The organism is Natrinema sp. CRL1 (assembly GCF_059162405.1).
The window spans coordinates 209217-227922 of sequence record NZ_JBLVOY010000004.1 but is presented as its reverse complement, the minus strand read 5'-3'; the positions used below and the strand labels follow the sequence as shown (position 1 = coordinate 227922).

The following is an 18706-nucleotide window of genomic DNA, read 5'->3' as shown; positions in this document are numbered from 1 at the left end:
GAGTTCGAGACGATCGCACAAGAGCGTGCCGTCGACTCTCTCGAGGCGCGTCGGTCGCTCGTCTCTGCCGGCTACTTGTCGACCTCGAGCAGCGCGACCCGCTCGCGGACCAGCGCCGAGAGCGACGCGTCGGTGGCCGCCCGTTCGGCCGCGGGAATCTCGAAGAAATCACAGAGCGTCTCGGTGTCCTGTCTCTCGAGGGTCGACGCTTGCCCATCGAACGCCTCGAGGTCCTCGATTGCATCAAGCGCGGCCGCTTCGTCCGCGTCGGCCTCACCGTTCTCACTGCTGTCGACGAGGACGACCGTACGGGTCTCGCCCTCGTCGACGCCCATCTCGAGGGCGCGGTCGATCTGCCGGCGACCTGCGGCGTACAGCAGTATTTCGACGGCGCGGTCCCGGGCCACGTTCTCGCCGCGCTCGATAGCGCGGTCGGCGAACTCGACGGCTCGCTCGAGGTGGGCGCGGTCGGCGACGTAGCGGGCGTCGAACGCTTGGATCGTCACGCCGTGGCGGTCACCGATCTCGCCGAGGTCGGCCACGAACGCGTCCAGATCGTCGATCTCGAGGCGGCATTCGAGTAGCTCCATCAGAAATCACCCAGACTCGCCTGGCTGTCGTCCGCCTCCGGCGTCTCCGCCGTTGTTCCCTCGGTTTCGGCGTCGTCGCTCGAGTCCGCCGTCACGCTTTCGCCTTCGCCGCTCGATCCCGTCGATGCCGGCTCGACGCCGTCCATCGAGGGATCTTCGCGCCCGGCGTTCTCGAGGATGTTCTCGGCCGTTTTCTCCCCTTTGAGCACGCTCAGTACGATTCCCTTGTCCGCGGTCCGGAGATCGGCGGGTTCCTCGATTCCCGCGTCGTAGAGTCGGCGGGCGCGCTTGCGGCCCACGCCGCCGACGGAGACGAGTTCGAGGAGTTCCTCGCCGACGCCGTGTTCGACGCGGGCGCGGGCTTCGCGGACCGCGACGGTCCACTCGCTGTCGATCTCGCTCGCCAGGGACTCGGCCGCGCCCAGCAGCCACTCGGCGGTATCGACCTTGCCGCGCAGGTCGCCCGGCCCGATCTTGTACCGGTCCGTGATCCGTTCTTCGTCCGTTTCGTCGGCCCAGTCCTCGAGTAGCTTGCCCGTCTTGAGCGCGGCGAGCCAGTCTTCGAAGCGGTCTTCCTCGTACTCGCTGGGTGCGTCGCCGAGCAACTCGACCTCGCGCTCGTAGTAGAGTTCGCCGTACTGCTCGTCCTCGCCCGAGCGCAAGTAGAGTTCGTACATGTCCGGCGTCCGCGAGACGAGCTGGTAGAGGCCCAGCGCCGTCGGGCGCTCGTCGGCACGTTCGAGGCCGTGGACGATCTCGGCGGCGCTCATCGGATCCAGATAGAGCCGCGAGACGGTGTGACCGAGGCTGGTCGCCTCGAGTTCCTCGTCGCGGCCGCCGCTCTCGCTCTCGAGGTCGGCCGCGGTGGTGAACGCGCCGTCGGCGTCTTCGCTGCCGTCCGTGTCATCGCTTCTGCCCCCGTCGCGGACGATGAAGTCGTTCGACTCGAGGTACTCCAAGACGGTGTCGGTGACTGTCTCGAGCCGGCCGGGTTCGCTCGACTGGCTGGCGTAGAGAGTGGCCTCGAGGAACTCGAGGAGCCCCTCGCGGGTGCGAGCGAAGCCGGAGGCGATGGTGGCGAGCACGTGGGTCCGCAGGGCGGGCTCGGCCGCCAGCTTCGACCGGACGGGTTCGGGATCGGCCCAGATGTAGCGGTCGAACAGCTCCTCGCTCTCGTCGTGGCTCTTGGCGAGCAACACGGCCTCGCCGTAGGGATCGAGCCCCGGTCGACCCGCCCGCCCCATCATCTGGTGGACCTCGAGCACGTCCAGGGGAGCCATGCCGCCGGCACTGGGATCGAAGCGTCGCCAGTCGCGGACGATCACGCGGCGGGCGGGTGTGTTGACGCCCGCGGCGAGGGTCGGCGTCGCCGAGATCACCTTCAGCAGCCGGTCGCGAAAGGCGTCCTCGACGATGGTCCGTTGGGTGCTCGAGAGCCCGGCGTGGTGGAAGGCCGATCCGCGTTCGACGGCCTCGGCCAAGTCCGCGCTCGTCTCGGTGTCGCTGTCGTCGCGAATTTCGTCGGCCAGTTCCGCGAGTTCGGCCCGTTCCTCGGCTGTTAGCTCGTTCTTCGAGACGCCGCCTAACCGCCGCGCGGCGGCCTCGGCGTTCCGTCGAGAGTTGACGAACACGAGCGAGGACCCCTCCTCTTGGAGGATATCGCGGACGAGCGCGGCCTCTTGCTTTTCGCTGCCCTCGACGGGCACCTCTCGAGTCGAGCCGTCGTCGAAGTTCAGGGCGTTGCCGTAGTGGACCCCCATCTGGAGGTCGATCGGTCGCCAGTCGGTGTCGACCAGCGCGGCGTCGAGCCAGTCGGCGATCTCGTCGGCGTTGCCGACCGTCGCCGAGAGCGCGACGACCTGCATCCGCGGGTTGAGCTTCCTGAGTTTGGCGAGGGTCACCTCGAGCGTCGGCCCACGATTCCGGTCGTCGATGAGGTGGACCTCGTCGCTGACGACGCAGGTGAGGTCGGAGAGCCAGTCGGCTCCGTTTCGCACGAGCGAGTCGACCTTCTCGCTGGTGGCGACGATGATGTCTTTCGTCGCGAGCCAGTCGCTGGTGCTTTCGTAGTTGCCGGTCGTCACCCCCGTCGTCACGCCGAAGCGCTCGTAGGCCTCGAACTCTTCCTTTTTCTCGCTGGCGAGCGCTCTCAGGGGGACGATATAGAGCGCCTTCCCGCCGCGCTGGACCGCCGACAGCATCGACAGCGCGGCGATCATCGTCTTCCCGCTGGCGGTGGGGACGGCGGCCACGAGGTTCTCGCCCTCGGTTGCCCCGGCCTCGACCGCCTCGGCTTGGGGCGGGTAGAGCTCCTCGATGCCCTCGCTTCGGAAGTGGTCGACGGCACCGGGCGGGAGCCCCGTCAGCTCCTCGGTATTCATTATCCGCCCTTGGCGCGTCCCGCGGTTTAAACTATCGTCTCGATACGGCCACCTCCGGTATTGCGCCCGCAAAAGGGATACTACAGCCCTCTTCTCCCCTCCGAATCGGATGCCGTTCGAGTCCCGTGGTAGCACCGGGCGATAAACCGATAGGAGTCGCGGTCGAAGACCGTCCTATGGCCGCCCCCGACCGCGTCCTCGTTCCCACCCTCGGCCGTCCGCGAGAGGACGAGGCACTCGCCTACGCCCTCGAGACGTTCCCCGACGCCGAAATCACGCTTCTCCCCATCGTGACGCCGTTGGACGCGCCGCTCAGCGAAGGCGGCGTCCTCGAGCGAAGCGAGGAACGGACCGCACAGGCCCGACAGAGCGCGACCGAACTGCTCGATTCGGTCGCCGATTCCGCGGCGGCGGATCGTGTCCGGATCGAAACGGCCGAGGGACGACCGGGAACCGTCGTCCCTCGATACGCGTCGGACGAAGGGATCGACCACGTCGTAATCTACGGCTCCGGGACCGAATCGACGGGATTCCTGCGGCGGTTTCTCGGCCGTGGGATCGCCGCGACGGTCGTCGAACGAACTGCGCGGCCGGTAACGGTCCTCGAGTAGCCGCCGGCGCGCTCGAGGGCGAACCTGCGCCCGGATCAGACCCCGATAACGGTCGCGAACAGTCGGTATAGGCCGTAACTGACGACGACGGAACTCGCGAGCGTCAGCAACCAGAAGGCGACCGTAACGCCGATTTTTCGCCGCGAAACGCCGGCCGAGCCGCCGGCCAGTCCGCCGCCGATGACGCCGGAGAGGATGATGTTGTTCAGCGAGATGGGAATCCCGAGCGCGATCGCTAGCTGTGCGATAATAAAGCCCGGCACCAGCGCCGCGATCGATCGCCGGACGCCCAATTGCGCGTACTCCCGGGAAGTCGCCTGTAACAGCCGCGGCGCGCCCATCCAGGCCCCGGCGAGGATCCCGGCCGCGCCGATCGCGAGCAAGAGGATTCCGGGGAGACCGAGTTCGGCTCGAAAGAGGTTCTCGAGCGGGCCGGTTGCGAGCCCGACCTGCGAACCGCCCGAGGAGAAGGCAACGATGCCGCCAAGGACGAGCAGAAACGAGCGGATCCCGTCTTCGACCGAGACGAGGACGCGGTTGCGGATCCAGTAGAACGCGAGGACGCCGACGCCGATCGTCACGAGGACGGTTCCGAGGGTGACTCCTTGAGCGAGGGTCGGCCCGTCGCCCAACAGCCGGGCGACGTATCTGGCGAGGGTCCCCTGCTCCCCGGTCGGATCCGGAATCACCCCGAGACGAACGTTGGCGACGATCGCACCGACGATACCGGCCAGCAGCGGCACTCCGACCGTCTCGGGCACGTCGTCGCGCCGCAGAACGGTCGCCGTCGCGTACGCCAGTCCACCGGACATGATCGGCACCAGCAGCCAGAAGGTTCCGAGCCGCCGGTAGGTCGCCATCGCCGGATCACCGCCCAGCGAGAGGCCCACGCCGACCATCGCGCCGGTCGTCGCGAACGCGGCGGGGATCGGATACCGCGTGTAGATCCCGATCGCCATGAAGCTCGCCGCGGTCAGCAGCCCGGCGGTTGCGGCCAGCGGCGTGATCGTGACGCCGTTGATGAGATCCGCACCGATCGTCTCGGAGATGCTCCCGCCCTGCATGAGTGCGCCGGCGGCCGCGAGGATCCCGATGACGAACGCGGCTCGCATCGTCGAAATTGCGTTCGCACCGATCGCGGGGGCGAACGGCGGCGAGTTGCTGTTCGCTCCGAGCACCCACGCCATGAACAGACAGGTCAGGATGGCGACCCCAACGAGGACCCCAAAGGAGAATGCGACCATTCCGTCTCTCGTACCCTGTTGTTCCACGACTCCGCAGAAAAGCGTTGGCTCGGCAGTTGAGCTGCAGAGCGCACCCGTTGCTATCCGAGTTCAGTACGCGCAGTGTCCCGTTTTTCCAGCACCGCGCTGTAATGGCCCGTCCCATCGGTTCGGCGGACATCGCAGACGGCCCACGGCGTCGCGTTCGTCGCCTCGCGGAGCCGTGCCGGCGAACACAGCAGGAACTGCAGTGTTTGCCCGACCTCGCGGTATCGCTCACCCGCCGCCGTCTCGCGTTCGAACTCGAGGTGGAAACACCGGTGGGCGACGCCTTCACGGGGATCGGACCGGTAGCCGAGAAATTCGTCACCAACCCGCGTTGGATCGTAGTTGTCGACGACCGCGACCCCGCCGTCGTCGGTGACGCGAGCGAACTCGTCGAGCAGGTCGCGGATACCGGCCAGCGACCGGCCGAGTCCCAGCTGGGTGCCGACGGCGTGGACGGCTCCAAACGCGCCCGTTTCGACTGGAAGCGCGAACATGTCGCCGACGAGAACGTCCTCGAGTCCGCGCTCCGCGGCTTTGCCGTCTTCTCGCGGGCTGGGGGACGGCGAAGTCGTCCCGTTCGAGGCGACTTCACCGCCTCGCAGCCCATTCGAACGGGACGTGGAGCGTTGCTCCACGCAACTTCGCCTCGAAGTCCTGCGGCCCTCACACCGCTCCCGGGCCGTCAGGACGGCGTTCGGGCTCACGTCGACGCCGATGGCTTCGACCCCGCGCTCGGCCCACCACAAGAGGTGCTTCCCCGCACCGCAGCCCACGTCGAGGATCGGGTCATGATCGCACAGGCGCTCGAGCCGGTCGACCGTCTCCGGCTCCCACGACTCGGGGCTCGAGAAGTAGAACTCGGCGACGGTGCCGTCCTGTGTCTCTGCCCCGTCACGATAGGTCAACCGTCCCGGATCGTCGCGCCAGTGTGCGAGCATCGCCCGTCCCAGCGGGTCCGCTCGAGTAGCCTGTCGGCTCGATTCTCCGGACGACTCGGTCCGATCCCGCGCCATGTTCGTGTCGAGACCGTCTCCGATAATAATTTTGTGCTGACAAATGATCCCGACTAACACGCCACACGCCCGACGACCGCTAACGATTTACCGCGATCGACCGAATCTCCGACCATGAAAGTCGAATTCGACGAGGACACCTGTATCGGGATGTTCCAGTGTGTCGCGGAGTGGGATGCCTTCGAGAAGGACAAGTCGAACGGAAAAGCGATCCTCGCCGACAGCGAGGAACTCGAGGAGGGGATGTTCGTCCGCGAAGTCCCCGACGACGCGGAACTCGACGCCAAGTTCGCCGCGCGATCCTGCCCCGTCGACGCGATTGCCATCTACGACGACGACGGCGAGCAACTGATTCCCTAGAGCGACTCGAGTAGCACGAAGACGGGCGAAAAACGCCCGCTGTCTCGGTTTCGGAACGCCGTCGCCTACGAAATTTTGTCGTACTGCTCGGAAAGCTTCTCGGCGGCCTCGCCGAGTTGGTTGCGCTCGAACTCGGTGAGGTCCCACTCCACGATCTCCTCGATGCCGTCGGAACCGAGCTTGACCGGCACGCCGAAGGCGGTGTCCTCGTGGCCGAACTCGCCCTCGAGTTTCACGCTGCCGGGGAGCACTTCGCCGGTGTCCCGGAGGATGGCCTCGACCATGTGACCGACGCCGGTCGCCGGGCCCCACTGGGTCGCGCCCTTCTTCTCGATGACGTTCATCGCCGAGGTCTGGAGCTCGGAGAGCAGTTCCTCGCGTTCGTCTTCGTCGAACTCGGGGTCTCGGCCGTTGACGCGGACCTTCGAGAAGACCGGAACCTGCGCGTCGCCGTGCTCGCCGAGGATCGTCGCGTCGACGTTCTGGACCGGCGCGTCGAAGCGCTTGGAGATCACGTAGCGAAAGCGGGCGGAGTCGAGCCGGCCGCCGAAGCCGATCACCTTCTCGCGGGCGCGGTCGCCCGTCTCGTAGAGGTGGCGGTTCAGCAGATCGACGGGGTTCGACGTGGTGACAGTGATGAAGTCGTCGTTGTGCTCGGCGATAGAGGAGCCGATGTCCTCCATGATCGGGGCGTTGTCGCCCGCCAGATCGATTCGGGTCTGGCCCGGCTGGCGCGGAATGCCGGCGGTGATGACGACGACGTCCGAGCCCTCGGTGGCCTCGTAGCCGCCCTGTCGGATCGTCGTGTTCGAGTCGTAGGCCGCGCCGTGGTTAGCGTCGGCGGCCTGCCCGATCGTGTCGTCTTCCTTGTCCGGAATGTCCACGAAGACGAGTTCGTCCGCGATGTCCCGAAGCGCGATGTTGTAGCCCGCGGCGGCCCCGACTGTTCCGGCCGCGCCGACCACGCTCACTTTCGTCATATCGCGTAATGCTTCCCCATCCCACACGTTAAATCCGTCGGAACCCGTCGCTTTGCCCGGCAGTGACGAGGACTTCTCGACGATTGTCGTACCGCCCGCCCGGTCCCTTTCTCGTCGCTCCGCGAGGTACGATCGGCTCGAGATCGAACCGAGGTGTCCGGCCCGCGCCTGCGGACCGAACCGATCATGTCCGCCGCCACCGAGGACTCGGACATGCGCGTCAGCGTCATCGGCGGCGGAACGATCACGGACGAACAGGCGGCCCGCGCGGAAACGGTGGGACGCGAACTCGCCGCTCGCGGCCACGCAGTCGTCTGTGGCGGCCGCGGCGGGACGATGACAGCGGTCTGTCGCGGCGCGAACGCCGAAGGCGGGACGACGATCGGGATTCTCCCCGGCGAGGATCGGGACGCGGCCAACGAGTACGTCGATGTCACCATTGCGACCGGGCTTGGCCACGCCCGGAACGCGCTCGTCCCGCTGAACGGCGACGCAGTGATCGCGCTCGCCGGCGGCGTCGGCACCCTCTCGGAGATCGGCTTCGCCGGCATCTACGACCGGCCCGTCGTCGGCCTCGAGACGCATACCGTCTCCGACCTCGACATCGACCTCGAGACGGTCGAAACGCCGGTTGAGGCCGTCGACGCCGTCGAAGCCGCGCTCGAGCCGTGACCGCACCCCCGATTCGGGGACCGTCGGGTGTCGCAGCTTTTTCGACGCTTCGAAACGTCTCGACGGACATGAGCGACTTCGACAAGGAAGCCGAGCGCGAGAAACTTCGCGAGAAATACGAGCAGGACAAGGCAGAGCGCGAGGCGACCCAGCGAATGAGCGACCTGCTGCTCAAGGGCGCGACGATGACCAACGCCCACTGTGGTACTTGCGGTGACCCGCTCTTTCAGGAGAACGGCACTACCTTCTGTCCCAGCTGTCACGGCAACCCCGACGCCGTTCAGGGCACCGACCTCGAGGCCCAGCCGGCCGAGGGCGAACAAGCGGGAGCGGCCGAGGAAGGTACTGACGCCGCCGCGACGGCCGCCGAGCAGGAGACACCGACCGATTCCGCGGTTGAGGTCGATACCGACTCCGGACCCCAGCCGGGCACTGCCGGCCGCACCGGTTCCAAACCCGACGCCGAGTCGGCGACCGACCCCACGTCGGCGACCCAGCCAACCGACGAGCGAACGCAGTCGACGCGAGCCGACACGGACGCCTCGAGAGCCGTGACTGACGACCGACAATCGCGCTCGACGGCCCGATCGAGCGCCTCGAATTCGGCCGATCCCGGGTCCACACGGACGGCCGGCCGCGCCCCCGCCGCGGCTCCGTCGTCGGTCGACGGCGACCTCGAGGCCGCTCGTGACGCGCTCGTCCAGTCTCTCGAGCAGTTCGCCGAAGCGGCCGCCGCGACGGACGACCCCCGCTACGCGCGGGAATGCCTCGAGGCGGCCCGCGAGGCCGGCGAGGCGCTATCGACGCTGCGCTGACTGGCAGTCGACGGGAGCCACCCGCTCGCTTTGTTCGTCGGGGACACAGTTGTCCGTTCCCCGTGTTCGCTCTCCGGTCTCCCAATCGTCGGAGCCGCCTTTCGAGATGAGCCGGGGTCGACTCGAGTGGAGAGACGGACCAATAGATATACATTAAATTAACCTACACGTATCGATAACGGACCATGCGGTGACGAGCCATCAAATAACGGGTACCGAATGAAACGACGCCGGTCCCGACGACGGCCGGGCCACTCGTCCAGTTCGTCTCGGAACGGCGCATCGCCCTCCTGCGATAGTCGGTGCCAGCAGCGTGCACGCCGTGGCTCGCGACCGCTTGCTACCTCACTCATGGAGGACGTATACTGATGGCACTGGGTTATGTCACGTTCATCACGGCGGCGATCGTCTGTATCGGCATCGGAGTCACCTGTACCGTCTGTGTGTCCCCCTCGGCGTTCCGACAAACGGCCGCGGATCTCGTGGGGCGTCTCCGCACTATCGCGCCCTACGTCGGAGTGACGATGCTGGTGTTGTTGCTCAAACGGTTCACGCACTATCAACGTCTGGAACTATCGTACGCACTCGACTGGGACATCACCGAGGAGATTTACGCCGTCGAAGGGCTGTTCGTCGCCCATCTACAGACGATCGTCCCCGACGCCCTGATCGGGTTTTTCTCCGCGATGTACATGTTCGGGTTCCCGTACCTGCTGGTGACCGCACTCGTTCTCTACTTCCTGTTGCCGACCCAACGGCGCTTCAAGGAACTCCTGATCGCGTACGCGCTCAACGCCGCGGTCGGCTCGCTCTTCTATACGCTGTTTATCGCCTACGGCCCGCGAAATCACCTGTCGGCCGTCAGCGGGTTGATGTACGAGTTCTACCCCCAAACCCAGGAACTCACGGCGGAGGTCTCGGCGAATACGAACGTGTTCCCGTCGCTGCACACCTCGCTCGTAGTCATCGTCGCGCTGTTCGCGTGGCGGTCGCGTCGGGTCTACCCGCGGTGGTTTTCGATCTCATCGGTCGTGGCGAGCCTCGTTGTTGTCTCCACGATGTATCTCGGCATCCACTGGTTGGTGGATGTCCTTGCGGGCGTCGTCCTCGGGATCTGGTGTGTCCTCGCCGCCGAACGGCTCGTCGCCCGCGCGGAAGGCGATATCGACCGCGTTCCCACCGGCGAGGAAAGCGAGGAGGGTATCGCGTCCGAAATCAGCGATTGACTGAGCCGACTCGAGCCGATCGCGATCGCCGACTACCCCGTATACTCGCTCCCGACGACCTCTCGAATCCGCTCGGCGGTCACCGCTCCGACGCCGTCGGCCGCTTGCAACTCGTCTTCGGTCGCGATCATCATCTCCTCGACGGTGCCGAACTCCTCGAGTAGCGAGCGCGCGGTGACGGGCCCGATCTCGGCGATCGAGGCGACGACGTACTCCTGTTGTTCGCTTAAGGTCTTGGTGCCTTTCTCGCCGTGGACCGACACCTCGCGATCAGCGGTCTCCTGTTCGCGCCCGCCGATTACCGCCAGCAGGTCGGTCGTATCGTCCTCGCTTTCGGTCCGCAGGACGCTCGCGCCGAAGTCGACGGCGAGACTCGAGAGCGCGCCCCGGACCGCGTTCGGGTGGATGTCCCGCTGTTCGTACAGCCCCTCGCCCTCGACGATCACGATCGGGCGCGAGTAGTGGCGGGCCATCGCGCCCACCTGCTCGAAGACCGACCGCTCACCTCCGACCAGCGAGTCGACGAAGTCCGCGACGGACTTGCGCTCGACGACGACGCGATCCGAGAGGACGTAGTCGCCCACGTCGAGCGTCTCGAGGCTCACCTCGATCTCCTCGCGCCTCGAGAGGTCCCGAGCGATGTTGGCGTCCATCTCGCGCTGGTCGGCGACGATTTCGACCGTGTCGCCCTCGGCGTGGGGTTCGTGGGTTTCGACCTCGTCGGTTCCATCGGCGTCCTCGGCGGTTGTCTCGTCGCTCGAGTCGTCGGGTCCGAACTCCTGTAGTCTGGGCCGATCTTCGACCCCCTCGCTTCCGCTGGAAGAATCGCCGACTGCGTCGCCTTCGCCGCCGTTCCCGTCCACTTTCACTCCGCTTTCCCCGTCGCCGAAATCGGTCAGCGACTGCTGGGAGTCGTCGAGTTCCTCGGCGAGCTCATCGGCCATCCCTTTCAGTTCTCGCAGTTCGTTTTCCATCTCCTTCTCGCGGCGGCGCGAGATCCAGAAGTAGGCCTCGTCGCGGGTGTCTTCGGCCATCAGGACGACCACGCGGCCCTCGGACTGGCGGCCGGTCCGGCCCTTCCGCTGGATCGACCGGATCGCGGTCGGCACCGGCTCGTAGAAGAGCACGAGATCGACCTCCGGCACGTCCAGTCCCTCCTCGGCGACCGAGGTGGAGACGAGCACCTCGAACTCGCCCGCGCGGAACTCGTCTAAGACCGCCTGTTGCTGTTTCTGGGTCATGCCATCCGACCCCTCGCGGTCGCCCTGCCCGACGAACCGCTTCGCGTCGAAGCTCTCCGAGAGGAAGTCAGTCAGCGCCTCGGCCGTGTCGCGGGACTCGGTGAAGACGATCACCCGATCGCCGCCCTCGAGTCCCAGCGTCTCGGCGAGCAGCATCCGGGCTTTGCTGTACTTCGGGTGGATCTCGTCGAAGCTCTCGGCTTTCCGCATGGCCTCGCGCACCCGCGGATCCGAGACCATCCGCTGACTCGCCTTCGACGCGCCCGACGATCGAGCCTGATTGCGCTGGCGCTCGAAGTAGCGACGCAGCGCCTCGACGCTCTGGGTTTCGACCAGGGTGACGGCTTGGCGCAGCTTCATCACTTCCGCGTGAATGGACATCCCCTCGAACCCTTCGGACTGGTCGTTGTTGATCAACTCCTGTAACTCGGCCCGCATCCGATTCAGGTCCTTCTGGGACTGATCGGGCTGGGTCGAACTCGCGACGCCCAGTTCCTTGAGTTTCTCGAGGCGCTCTTTGATGACCTCGTTTAACGCGTCTCGGATCTCGAGGACCTCCTCGGGGAGGTCGATCCGCTCCCACTCGACGTCGGTGTCGTGAGTGAACTCGTCGACGTCGGCGTCCTCCTCGGTCATCACTTCGACTTCGTCCAGGCCAAGGTTCTCACAGACCTCGAGAATGGCCTCCTCGTCGCCGCCGGGCGAGGCGCTCATCCCGGTGACGAGTGGCTGTTTGGCGTCGGCGTGGTAGCGTTCGGCGATGTAGTTGTAGGCGTAGTCGCCGGTCGCGCGGTGGCACTCGTCGAAGGTGATGTGGGTCACGTCGGCAAGCGAGATCCGACTGCCGACGAGGTCGTTCTCGATCACCTGCGGCGTCGCCATCACGACCGTTGCCGACTCCCACATCGCGGCGCGGTCGTCCGGACTCACGTCGCCCGTGAAGACGACGATCTCCTCGTCGGGGATCTGCAGGGCTTCGCGATAGAAATCCGCGTGCTGCTGGACGAGGGGCTTGGTGGGGGCGAGCATCAGGGACTTGCCGCCGACCTCCTCGAGTCGCCGCGCCGTGACGAGCAGGCTCACGGTCGTCTTCCCGAGCCCGGTGGGGAGACAGACGAGCGTGTGGTGGTTCGCCGCCGTGCCGGCGAGTTTCAGCTGGTAGAGTCGCCGCTCGAGAAAGTCGGGCTCGAGGAGGGGGTGCTCGATAGACGCGATTTCCTCGTCCGTCGTAGCCATTACCAGCCGTTCACTGCCGTCGCGAATAAGGGTTCCCGTACCGCGGTGAAAGTGGTCTCGCGCGCAGACGGGGTCGGCCGCGTCGGGAGGGGACTATACGTCCGTCGCCGACGTAGGTGACGTATGGAAACCCGATCGATCATCCATCGTCTCCCGGACCCCGGCTCGCTCCTCACTGCGGCCGGCTTCGTCCTGCTGGTCAACCTCGTCGGCGCAGCGCCGAGTGCCGTCTCCTCGCCCGACACGCCGTGGTTTCGCGCCCTCGAGAAGCCGTGGTTCTACCCGCCGACGATCGCGTTTCCGGTCGTCTGGACGCTGTTGTTCACCCTGCTGGGCGTCGCCCTCTGGCTCGTCTGGCGCAGCGACGCCGACGGCCGTCGCCTCGCGCTGGGGCTGTTCGTCGTGCAGATGGCGTTCAACGTCGCGTGGACGCCCGCCTTTTTCTCGCTCGAGACACCGCTTCTCGCGCTCGGGGTCATCGTCGCGCTCTGGGGGCTCGTCGTCGGCACGATCGCCGCGTTTCGACGGGTCGACACGCGCGCTGCAGCGTTGCTGGTCCCCTATCTCGCATGGATAACTTTCGCGGCAGTCCTCAATTTCGAACTCTGGCGGCTGAACGCCTGACCCTGTCGAAATAGTTCGACCCGACACCCGCCGTGGTTACTGCTCCGAGAGCGGCGGGAGCCACCACGTCAACGCCACCGCGACGGCGACGAATCCGGCCAGCACGAGGTACGCCTCGTCGAAGTAGCCCCGATCGGCGAGCGCGCCGAACAACACCGGGCTCATCGCTCCGACGGTCATGTAGACGGTCCGCAGGAAGCCGAGTCCGGTCCCCTGCATGTCCGCCGGGAACGCCGCGGTCATGTACGGCAGCGTGATCGTCCCGTAGCCGAGGATACTCGAGAGGAAGGCGGTCCCGACGACGAGGGGCCAAAAGCCCTCGAGGTAGGGAAGCGCGATCAGCGAGACGGCGGCGACGCCCAGTACGGGCGGTAGCGATTTCCGGATTCCGAACCGGTCGTATAGTCGCCCCGTCAGCGGCTGGACGAGGATGCCGGTCGCGAAGAAGGCGCTGAAGAGTCCGGTCGCGACCCCCTCCGAGAACCCCTTACTCTCGATCAGATAGGTCGGGTAGAAGCCCGTAAACGACTGCCAGACGCAGTAGGTCAGGATCTGGATCGCGGCGACGGTGACGATTTCGGGCCGGCGTAGCTGCGCGCCGACGTAGCGGACCGTCTCGAGGGAGACGCTGTCGACGGCGCTCTCCGCGCTCGAGGTGCGCCCGGGGACGGCGACTCGGAGTCCGATCGCCACGAGCGCGAAGGCCGGGACCGCGAGGCCGAAGCCGTACTGCCACGCGAACGCCGAGGCGATGCCGCCGGCGGCAAGCGGCAAGAGCGTGTTGCCGGCCTGTCCGGCCGCCATGGTCACGCCGATCGCGGTGCCGTCGTTGTCGGGGTAGACGTCCGAGAGCGTCGTGAATCGGGCGACGCCGTACAGCGCCGTTCCGAACCCGAACGCGCCCGTCGCGACGTACACCACGGGCGCGGAACCGGCGACGGCGACCAGCCCGAGCGTCACCGCGGAGACCGCCGTGCTCGCGACGAGGACGTTCCCCTCGCCGAACCGGTCGGCGAGCAGCCCGCCCGGAAGCTGTCCCAGCGCGTAGCAGAGCCAGAGGGCGGTCAGCAGGAAGCCGGCCGTCGTCAGGTCGAGCCCGTACGCCGTCCGAAGGTACGGCAACAAGACGGGATAGGCGAGTCGGACGCCGATCGAGAGAAACCAGCCGGCGGCGACGGCGACCAGAATGCCGCTGCGGCCGTCGGTCAGGACCGCTCGCACGGTCGCCAACCGGTTCCGCGTTCTCAGTAGAGACACGAGTGGATTCGCCTATTTGCCGGCGACGGCCTTGAGCCGCCCAGAACGGTACGGCCTTGCCGATATCGGAACCAGTCGGCTCCGCGGCAGCCACAGCTCGGTCCGTCTGCGCTTAGACCGGCGCGAACTCGAGGGCGAGAAACGCCAGACAGGCGGCGTAGATCGGGATCGTCAGGTTGTCGTCGATGATGTAGGTCCGGATCTCGAGGGTGACGCCGTCGGCCAGCGTCGCGCCGAGGGCGGCGACCAGCGCCGCGGCGATCGGCAGGAACGGGATCGCGATCACCGTCGAGACGAGGAACATCGTACCGAGTACCTTCGGCGGTTTGACTCGCTTGAGCGTGTTGTCCGAGACAGTGCCGCTGATCGGGTCACCCAGTGCGAGCATCAACATCGCGGGGAGAGCGATATCCGGCTCGAACACCACCACGACGGCGGCCATGCTGATCAGGTACAGCGCGTAGGCGGCGGGGTTGTCCTGCTCGTACTCGCGGGTGAGCACGTCGTAAAGCCGCCAGTCGAGCCCGACCCGGAGCCGCAGAAACTCGAGGACGAGCGCGCCGGTCGCAAGCGCGACCATGAGAACCTGAAACCGGGCCCACGTGAGCCCGAGTTCGAGATAGTTAGCGAGCAGATAGAGGGCGACCAGCCCCGAGCCGCTGGCGTGGACGAGTCGCCGCTTCAGTTCGTCGGCCATCATATCGTGCCTCGAGAGAGGTGACCTTCAGTCCGTCGATCAATTCCAACCTTTTACCCTGCGCTCCCTTCGGTCGCTCGGTAACAGGTTGATCAAAAGCCTCCTCCCTCCGTTTCGGGACGCTTCGCGTCCCTCCACATCGGTCGTCGGCCCGCTCGCTCACCCTTCGGGTTCGCTCGCGGGTGCAACGAGAAACGCGCCAGTCTCGACGACTCCCTACAACTCCTCGAACTCGAGGTCGCCGGCTCGGATCGCCGACAGCGTCTCGGGGAGGTCGTCGATCGACAGTCGTTTCTGGGCGGTCGAGTCGCGCTCGCGGACCGTGACGCCGCCCTCGTCCTGTTCGATGCTCTCGAAGTCGACTGTCACGCAAAACGGCGTCCCGACTTCGTCCTGTCGGCGGTAGCGCCGCCCGATGTTGCCCGAGTCGTCGTAGGTGACCGACAGCCCGGCTTCTCGCAGTTCCGTCGCGATTTCCCGCGCTTCGGCCTCGAGTTCGTCGTCGGTCTGGAGCGGGAAGACGCCGACGAAGGTGGGCGCGACCTCGGGCTCGAGCTCGAGGAAGGTTCGGTCTTCCCCGGCGACCTCGTCCTCGCGGTAGGCGTGATGGAGGACGGTGTAGACGAGTCGATCCACGCCGAAGGAGGGTTCGATGACGTGGGGCGTAACGTGCTCGCCGGCCTCGGTCTGTTCCTCGACCGCGAAGCCGGTCTTTTCGACGGGGATCTCGTGGCTCTCGCCTGCGAGGTCGATCTCGACGGTGTCGCCCTCGAAGGCCTCGCGGTCGCGCCCGGCGAGGGCCTCGAGTTCGTCGACCACGGCCTGGGCGTCGCCGCCGAACTCGGGGCCGAGATAGCTCATGTCGGGGTCGACGGTGGCGCGCTCGACGGTCTTGGGTTCGTCGTACTGCCGGAAGACGGTAAAGCGGTCGCCGGAGTGTTCGGCGTGTTTCGAGAGGTCGTAATCGCTCCGGTAGGCGAAGCCGGCCATCTCGATCCAGTTGCCGTCGATCTCGCTCTCGGCGTCCCAACAGTCCGCGGCGTAGTGGGCGCGCTCGCCCGAGAGGTGCTGGCGGAACCGGAACCGATCCATGTCCACGCCGACCGCCTCGTACCACGGCTTGGCGACGCCGAGGAAGTAGGCGACCCACGGGCTGGTGATGATCCCCGCTTCGACGGCCTCGCCGATCGTCGTCTTGATTTCCTCGCCGTCGTCAGCGTTCTGTTCGCTCGCGGGATAGAGCGTCACCTCGACGTCCGCGACCGACTCGAGGTCGGGGTCGTCTTCCTCGGGGTCGATGAAGTACTCGAGTTCGGCCTGCGTGAACTCTCGCGTGCGGATGATCGAGCGCCGGGGGCTGATCTCGTTGCGGTAAGCGCGGCCGACCTGGGTCACGCCGAAGGGGAGTTGGTTGCGCGCGTACTCCTTGAGCCGCGGGAACTCGACGAAGATGCCCTGTGCGGTCTCGGGGCGCATGTAGCCGGGGTCGGAGTCCCCGGGGCCGATGTTCGTCGCGAACATGAGGTTGAAGGTCTCGACGGCCTGGCCCGCAAGTCCCGCGCCGCAGTTCGGACAGACGAGTTCGTACTCGGCGATGACCTCCTCGACTTCGGGGATGGGGAGGCTCTCGGCGTCCTCGTACTCCGTGTTGTCCTCGACCACGTGATCCGCGCGGTGGCTCTCGCCGCAGTCGGGGCACTCGACGAGCATGTCGTCGAACCCGTCGAGGTGGCCCGAGGCTTCGAAGACGGGTTCGGGCATGATCGTCGGCGCGTCGATCTCCATGTTGCCCTCCGCGACCGCGAAGCGATCCCGCCACGCGTCCTCGACGTTGCCCTTCAGGGCCGCGCCCTGCGGGCCGAAGGTGTAGAAGCCGCCGACGCCGCCGTAGGCGCCGCTGGACTGGAAGAAGTAACCGCGGCGTTTGGCCAGTTCGACCAGTTTCTCGCTCGTCGGGTCCGCCTCGCTCGCGTCTGCTGCTTGGTCGTCACTCATACAGCGCCTCCAGCAGGTCCACGTCACAGACGATGCCGACCAGTTCCTCGCCCGTAATGAGCGGGATCTGTTCGATGTCGTTGCTGATCATGCGCTGTGCGGCCTCCTGGACCGTCGTGTCCGCCGCGACCGTCACCACGTCGTCGCTCATGAACTCCCGGACGGGCCCCGCCGGAATCTCGATGTCCCGCGTCGGGAGATAGCGGCTGCCGACGGCCTTGATCCCCTCCCACGACCACTCGTCGTCCTGATCGCCGAAGTTGTCGCCCGTCTCCTCTTCGCCCTCGACGATGCGGGCGACCTCGAGAACGTCGACCTCGGTGAGGACGCCGCTCATCCGGCCGTCGTCGTCCAGCGCGACGGTGTAGGGGACGTTGGCGTAGGAGAGTTCCCGCTCGGCGACGGGCAGCGGCGCGCCCTCGTAGGTCGTGTTGACGTTCTCGCTCGCGTAGGCGTCGACGGTGCCCTCGGTTTCCTGATCGCCGGCCGCGATTGCGTGGATCACGTCGGTCACCGTGATGATGCCCTCGAACTCCCCGTCGACGACCGGCACGCGGCGCGCCCCTTCCTCGACCATCGTCCGCGCGACGTCCTCGAGGGCGGTCCCGGCGGTCGTCGTCGGAACGTCCTCGTCCATCAGCATGACGAGCTGGTCCTCGTCGGGCTGGTCGATGAGCGTTTCCCGGGAGATCAGTCCCCGGTACTCAAGGCCGTCGTCGGTCGGTTTGACGACCGGAACGGACGAAAACGACTGTTCTTGGATGTACTCGAGGACGTCCGAGCGGGTCCCCGGCAGGTCGGCGGTCACCACGTCTTCGCGGGGCGTCATCGCGTCGGCTACGTTCATATCCCCACGGTACGGCGAAAATAAGTATAAACCCAGTGTTTCACACCCGGTATCGGTTCGATTTCCGATCGGTATCGCGGGCGGACAGTCAGATTCGATGCGTTTATATGTACGTGAGTGTCACTCTCTCACATGGCGACGAACTCCCACGCCATGACGTCCGACGACACGATCGTCGGTTCGATCGATTCGACGGCCGCGAGCGACGAGTACGTTATCGCGGATATCTCCGCGGACGGTGCGTGGATGTCTATGCAGGCAGACGACGCACCGACGCTTCCGGCCTGGCGATAACTGGGAGTGTGGGAAACGGGACTGTAGCAGCCACTGAAACGAGCTACATATTGATCGCCAGACGGCGTGGCGATCAGGTGCGCACTGACTGTCAGTGGCCACTATATTCTGCACTACGTCCGGTCGCGGCCGGCAACGGGACGCCGGCCGTCGCTGCTGCCGTCCCGTGCTATAGTAGCCACTGAAACGATTTACACACTGACCTCGACGTAGTCATGCGGTCAGGTGTGCAATGACTCTCAGTGGCTACTATATCCGCTACTCGGTCGTTCCGCGTCGACGAGACTCCGATCGAGAACGTACTGTCGTCCGTAAGTTCCGTTCGCCGACTCGAGTTTTACCCGGTGAGAAAGCCACCCGGCGGAATGCGTGTTGCGGGGCGGCCGTCCTCGTTCGTCGTCTGGTCGTCGCGCATCGACGGGGAGTGGGCGATCGTTCGTCGCGCCTTTGCGATTCGCTGCGTGCTTGCCATGACGGTGGCGAGAGTATTACTCATATACGAGTAAAGAGGAGCGACACGTACAAAAGTATTTCCGAGATGAATGATCGTGCTAGTTCGCACTGTCTCTCGTAGCCACTGTGAACTCCCCGCTCGC

18 protein-coding genes are annotated in these 18706 nt (G+C 66.2%); 7 read left to right on the top strand and 11 right to left on the bottom strand.

Annotated elements, in window-relative coordinates:
- Positions 1 to 71: 71 nt before the first annotated feature.
- Together cgi121 and ACJYUO_RS15230 are read right to left on the bottom strand one after the other, a co-directional pair.
- A complete protein-coding gene (gene cgi121 / locus ACJYUO_RS15235; RefSeq protein WP_494346200.1) occupies positions 72 to 590 on the bottom strand; it encodes a KEOPS complex subunit Cgi121 in 519 nt (172 codons plus the stop codon).
- Positions 590 to 2971, bottom strand: a complete 2382-nt coding sequence (locus ACJYUO_RS15230; RefSeq protein ID WP_494346199.1) for an ATP-dependent DNA helicase — start codon at positions 2969 to 2971, stop codon at positions 590 to 592. Before ACJYUO_RS15230 ends, cgi121 begins: the two co-directional genes overlap by 1 nt.
- A 176-nt stretch (positions 2972 to 3147) precedes the next feature.
- Here ACJYUO_RS15230 and ACJYUO_RS15225 point away from each other — a divergent pair, with 176 nt between their 5' ends.
- Entirely contained in the window at positions 3148 to 3582 is a 435-nt protein-coding gene (locus ACJYUO_RS15225) for a universal stress protein (RefSeq protein WP_494346198.1), read from the top strand.
- A 35-nt stretch (positions 3583 to 3617) separates the two neighbouring features.
- Here ACJYUO_RS15225 and ACJYUO_RS15220 read toward each other — a convergent pair whose 3' ends face one another.
- Positions 3618 to 4826, bottom strand: coding sequence for an inorganic phosphate transporter (locus ACJYUO_RS15220; RefSeq protein WP_494346473.1), 1209 nt, complete (start codon positions 4824 to 4826; stop codon positions 3618 to 3620).
- Positions 4827 to 4906: 80 nt separating this feature from the next.
- On the bottom strand, positions 4907 to 5866 hold the full coding sequence (locus ACJYUO_RS15215; RefSeq protein WP_494346197.1) for a class I SAM-dependent methyltransferase: 960 nt from the start codon (positions 5864 to 5866) through the stop codon (positions 4907 to 4909).
- 114 nt (positions 5867 to 5980) lie between these two features.
- Here ACJYUO_RS15215 and ACJYUO_RS15210 point away from each other — a divergent pair, with 114 nt between their 5' ends.
- On the top strand, positions 5981 to 6226 hold the full coding sequence (locus tag ACJYUO_RS15210; protein ID WP_494346196.1) for a ferredoxin: 246 nt from the start codon (positions 5981 to 5983) through the stop codon (positions 6224 to 6226).
- A 65-nt stretch (positions 6227 to 6291) separates the two neighbouring features.
- Here ACJYUO_RS15210 and mdh read toward each other — a convergent pair whose 3' ends face one another.
- Positions 6292 to 7206 (bottom strand): malate dehydrogenase, encoded by a 915-nt coding sequence (gene mdh, locus ACJYUO_RS15205; RefSeq protein WP_494346195.1) that lies wholly within the window; start codon positions 7204 to 7206, stop codon positions 6292 to 6294.
- Between the two features lie 213 nt (positions 7207 to 7419).
- On the opposite strand from mdh, the gene ACJYUO_RS15200 reads away from it, so the two are divergent.
- From ACJYUO_RS15200 to ACJYUO_RS15190, 3 genes are all read left to right on the top strand, one after another.
- The gene (locus ACJYUO_RS15200) at positions 7420 to 7878 is read left to right on the top strand and encodes a TIGR00725 family protein (RefSeq protein ID WP_494346472.1); all 459 of its coding nucleotides are present in this window, start codon (positions 7420 to 7422) and stop codon (positions 7876 to 7878) included.
- Positions 7879 to 7946: 68 nt separating this feature from the next.
- Complete coding sequence (locus tag ACJYUO_RS15195; RefSeq protein ID WP_494346194.1) at positions 7947 to 8693, top strand: Sjogren's syndrome/scleroderma autoantigen 1 family protein; 747 nt, start codon at positions 7947 to 7949, stop codon at positions 8691 to 8693.
- A 368-nt stretch (positions 8694 to 9061) separates the two neighbouring features.
- A complete protein-coding gene (locus ACJYUO_RS15190; protein ID WP_494346193.1) occupies positions 9062 to 9919 on the top strand; it encodes a phosphatase PAP2 family protein in 858 nt (285 codons plus the stop codon).
- 32 nt (positions 9920 to 9951) lie between these two features.
- On the opposite strand, the gene ACJYUO_RS15185 is transcribed toward ACJYUO_RS15190, so the two are convergent.
- Positions 9952 to 12396 (bottom strand): DEAD/DEAH box helicase, encoded by a 2445-nt coding sequence (locus ACJYUO_RS15185; protein ID WP_494346192.1) that lies wholly within the window; start codon positions 12394 to 12396, stop codon positions 9952 to 9954.
- A gap of 123 nt (positions 12397 to 12519) precedes the next feature.
- Here ACJYUO_RS15185 and ACJYUO_RS15180 point away from each other — a divergent pair, with 123 nt between their 5' ends.
- The gene (locus ACJYUO_RS15180; protein ID WP_494346191.1) at positions 12520 to 13020 is read left to right on the top strand and encodes a TspO/MBR family protein; all 501 of its coding nucleotides are present in this window, start codon (positions 12520 to 12522) and stop codon (positions 13018 to 13020) included.
- A 36-nt stretch (positions 13021 to 13056) separates the two neighbouring features.
- Here the strand turns inward: ACJYUO_RS15180 and ACJYUO_RS15175 are convergent, their stop codons facing one another.
- From ACJYUO_RS15175 to ACJYUO_RS15160, 4 genes are all read right to left on the bottom strand, one after another.
- Positions 13057 to 14277 carry an MFS transporter gene (locus ACJYUO_RS15175; protein WP_494346190.1) on the bottom strand — a complete coding sequence of 407 codons (1221 nt, stop codon included), beginning with the start codon at positions 14275 to 14277 and terminating at the stop codon, positions 13057 to 13059.
- 112 nt (positions 14278 to 14389) lie between these two features.
- On the bottom strand, positions 14390 to 14974 hold the full coding sequence (locus tag ACJYUO_RS15170) for a dolichol kinase (RefSeq protein WP_494346189.1): 585 nt from the start codon (positions 14972 to 14974) through the stop codon (positions 14390 to 14392).
- Positions 14975 to 15190: 216 nt separating this feature from the next.
- Positions 15191 to 16969 carry a glycine--tRNA ligase gene (glyS, locus tag ACJYUO_RS15165; protein ID WP_494346188.1) on the bottom strand — a complete coding sequence of 593 codons (1779 nt, stop codon included), beginning with the start codon at positions 16967 to 16969 and terminating at the stop codon, positions 15191 to 15193.
- Positions 16962 to 17816 (bottom strand): CBS domain-containing protein, encoded by an 855-nt coding sequence (locus ACJYUO_RS15160; RefSeq protein WP_494346187.1) that lies wholly within the window; start codon positions 17814 to 17816, stop codon positions 16962 to 16964. The genes glyS and ACJYUO_RS15160 overlap by 8 nt, the downstream gene beginning before the upstream one ends.
- A gap of 132 nt (positions 17817 to 17948) precedes the next feature.
- On the opposite strand from ACJYUO_RS15160, the gene ACJYUO_RS15155 reads away from it, so the two are divergent.
- Positions 17949 to 18110 carry a DUF7556 family protein gene (locus tag ACJYUO_RS15155; protein WP_006432095.1) on the top strand — a complete coding sequence of 54 codons (162 nt, stop codon included), beginning with the start codon at positions 17949 to 17951 and terminating at the stop codon, positions 18108 to 18110.
- A 337-nt stretch (positions 18111 to 18447) separates the two neighbouring features.
- Here ACJYUO_RS15155 and ACJYUO_RS15150 read toward each other — a convergent pair whose 3' ends face one another.
- Positions 18448 to 18606: a hypothetical protein gene (locus tag ACJYUO_RS15150; protein WP_494346186.1), complete on the bottom strand. Its 159-nt coding sequence runs from the start codon at positions 18604 to 18606 to the stop codon at positions 18448 to 18450.
- Positions 18607 to 18706 lie beyond the last annotated feature (100 nt).

What these genes read in the sequence shown, in the direction of transcription:
- cgi121 (WP_494346200.1), bottom strand. Translation starts at nt 590, where the DNA reads ATGGAGCTACTCGAATGCCGCCTCGAGATCGACGATCTGGACGCGTTC.
- ACJYUO_RS15230 (WP_494346199.1), bottom strand. Translation starts at nt 2,971, where the DNA reads ATGAATACCGAGGAGCTGACGGGGCTCCCGCCCGGTGCCGTCGACCAC.
- ACJYUO_RS15225 (WP_494346198.1), top strand. Translation starts at nt 3,148, where the DNA reads ATGGCCGCCCCCGACCGCGTCCTCGTTCCCACCCTCGGCCGTCCGCGA.
- ACJYUO_RS15220 (WP_494346473.1), bottom strand. Translation starts at nt 4,826, where the DNA reads ATGGTCGCATTCTCCTTTGGGGTCCTCGTTGGGGTCGCCATCCTGACC.
- ACJYUO_RS15215 (WP_494346197.1), bottom strand. Translation starts at nt 5,866, where the DNA reads ATGGCGCGGGATCGGACCGAGTCGTCCGGAGAATCGAGCCGACAGGCT.
- ACJYUO_RS15210 (WP_494346196.1), top strand. Translation starts at nt 5,981, where the DNA reads ATGAAAGTCGAATTCGACGAGGACACCTGTATCGGGATGTTCCAGTGT.
- mdh (WP_494346195.1), bottom strand. Translation starts at nt 7,206, where the DNA reads ATGACGAAAGTGAGCGTGGTCGGCGCGGCCGGAACAGTCGGGGCCGCC.
- ACJYUO_RS15200 (WP_494346472.1), top strand. Translation starts at nt 7,420, where the DNA reads ATGCGCGTCAGCGTCATCGGCGGCGGAACGATCACGGACGAACAGGCG.
- ACJYUO_RS15195 (WP_494346194.1), top strand. Translation starts at nt 7,947, where the DNA reads ATGAGCGACTTCGACAAGGAAGCCGAGCGCGAGAAACTTCGCGAGAAA.
- ACJYUO_RS15190 (WP_494346193.1), top strand. Translation starts at nt 9,062, where the DNA reads ATGGCACTGGGTTATGTCACGTTCATCACGGCGGCGATCGTCTGTATC.
- ACJYUO_RS15185 (WP_494346192.1), bottom strand. Translation starts at nt 12,396, where the DNA reads ATGGCTACGACGGACGAGGAAATCGCGTCTATCGAGCACCCCCTCCTC.
- ACJYUO_RS15180 (WP_494346191.1), top strand. Translation starts at nt 12,520, where the DNA reads ATGGAAACCCGATCGATCATCCATCGTCTCCCGGACCCCGGCTCGCTC.
- ACJYUO_RS15170 (WP_494346189.1), bottom strand. Translation starts at nt 14,974, where the DNA reads ATGGCCGACGAACTGAAGCGGCGACTCGTCCACGCCAGCGGCTCGGGG.
- glyS (WP_494346188.1), bottom strand. Translation starts at nt 16,969, where the DNA reads ATGAGTGACGACCAAGCAGCAGACGCGAGCGAGGCGGACCCGACGAGC.
- ACJYUO_RS15160 (WP_494346187.1), bottom strand. Translation starts at nt 17,816, where the DNA reads ATGAACGTAGCCGACGCGATGACGCCCCGCGAAGACGTGGTGACCGCC.
- ACJYUO_RS15155 (WP_006432095.1), top strand. Translation starts at nt 17,949, where the DNA reads ATGGCGACGAACTCCCACGCCATGACGTCCGACGACACGATCGTCGGT.
- ACJYUO_RS15150 (WP_494346186.1), bottom strand. Translation starts at nt 18,606, where the DNA reads ATGAGTAATACTCTCGCCACCGTCATGGCAAGCACGCAGCGAATCGCA.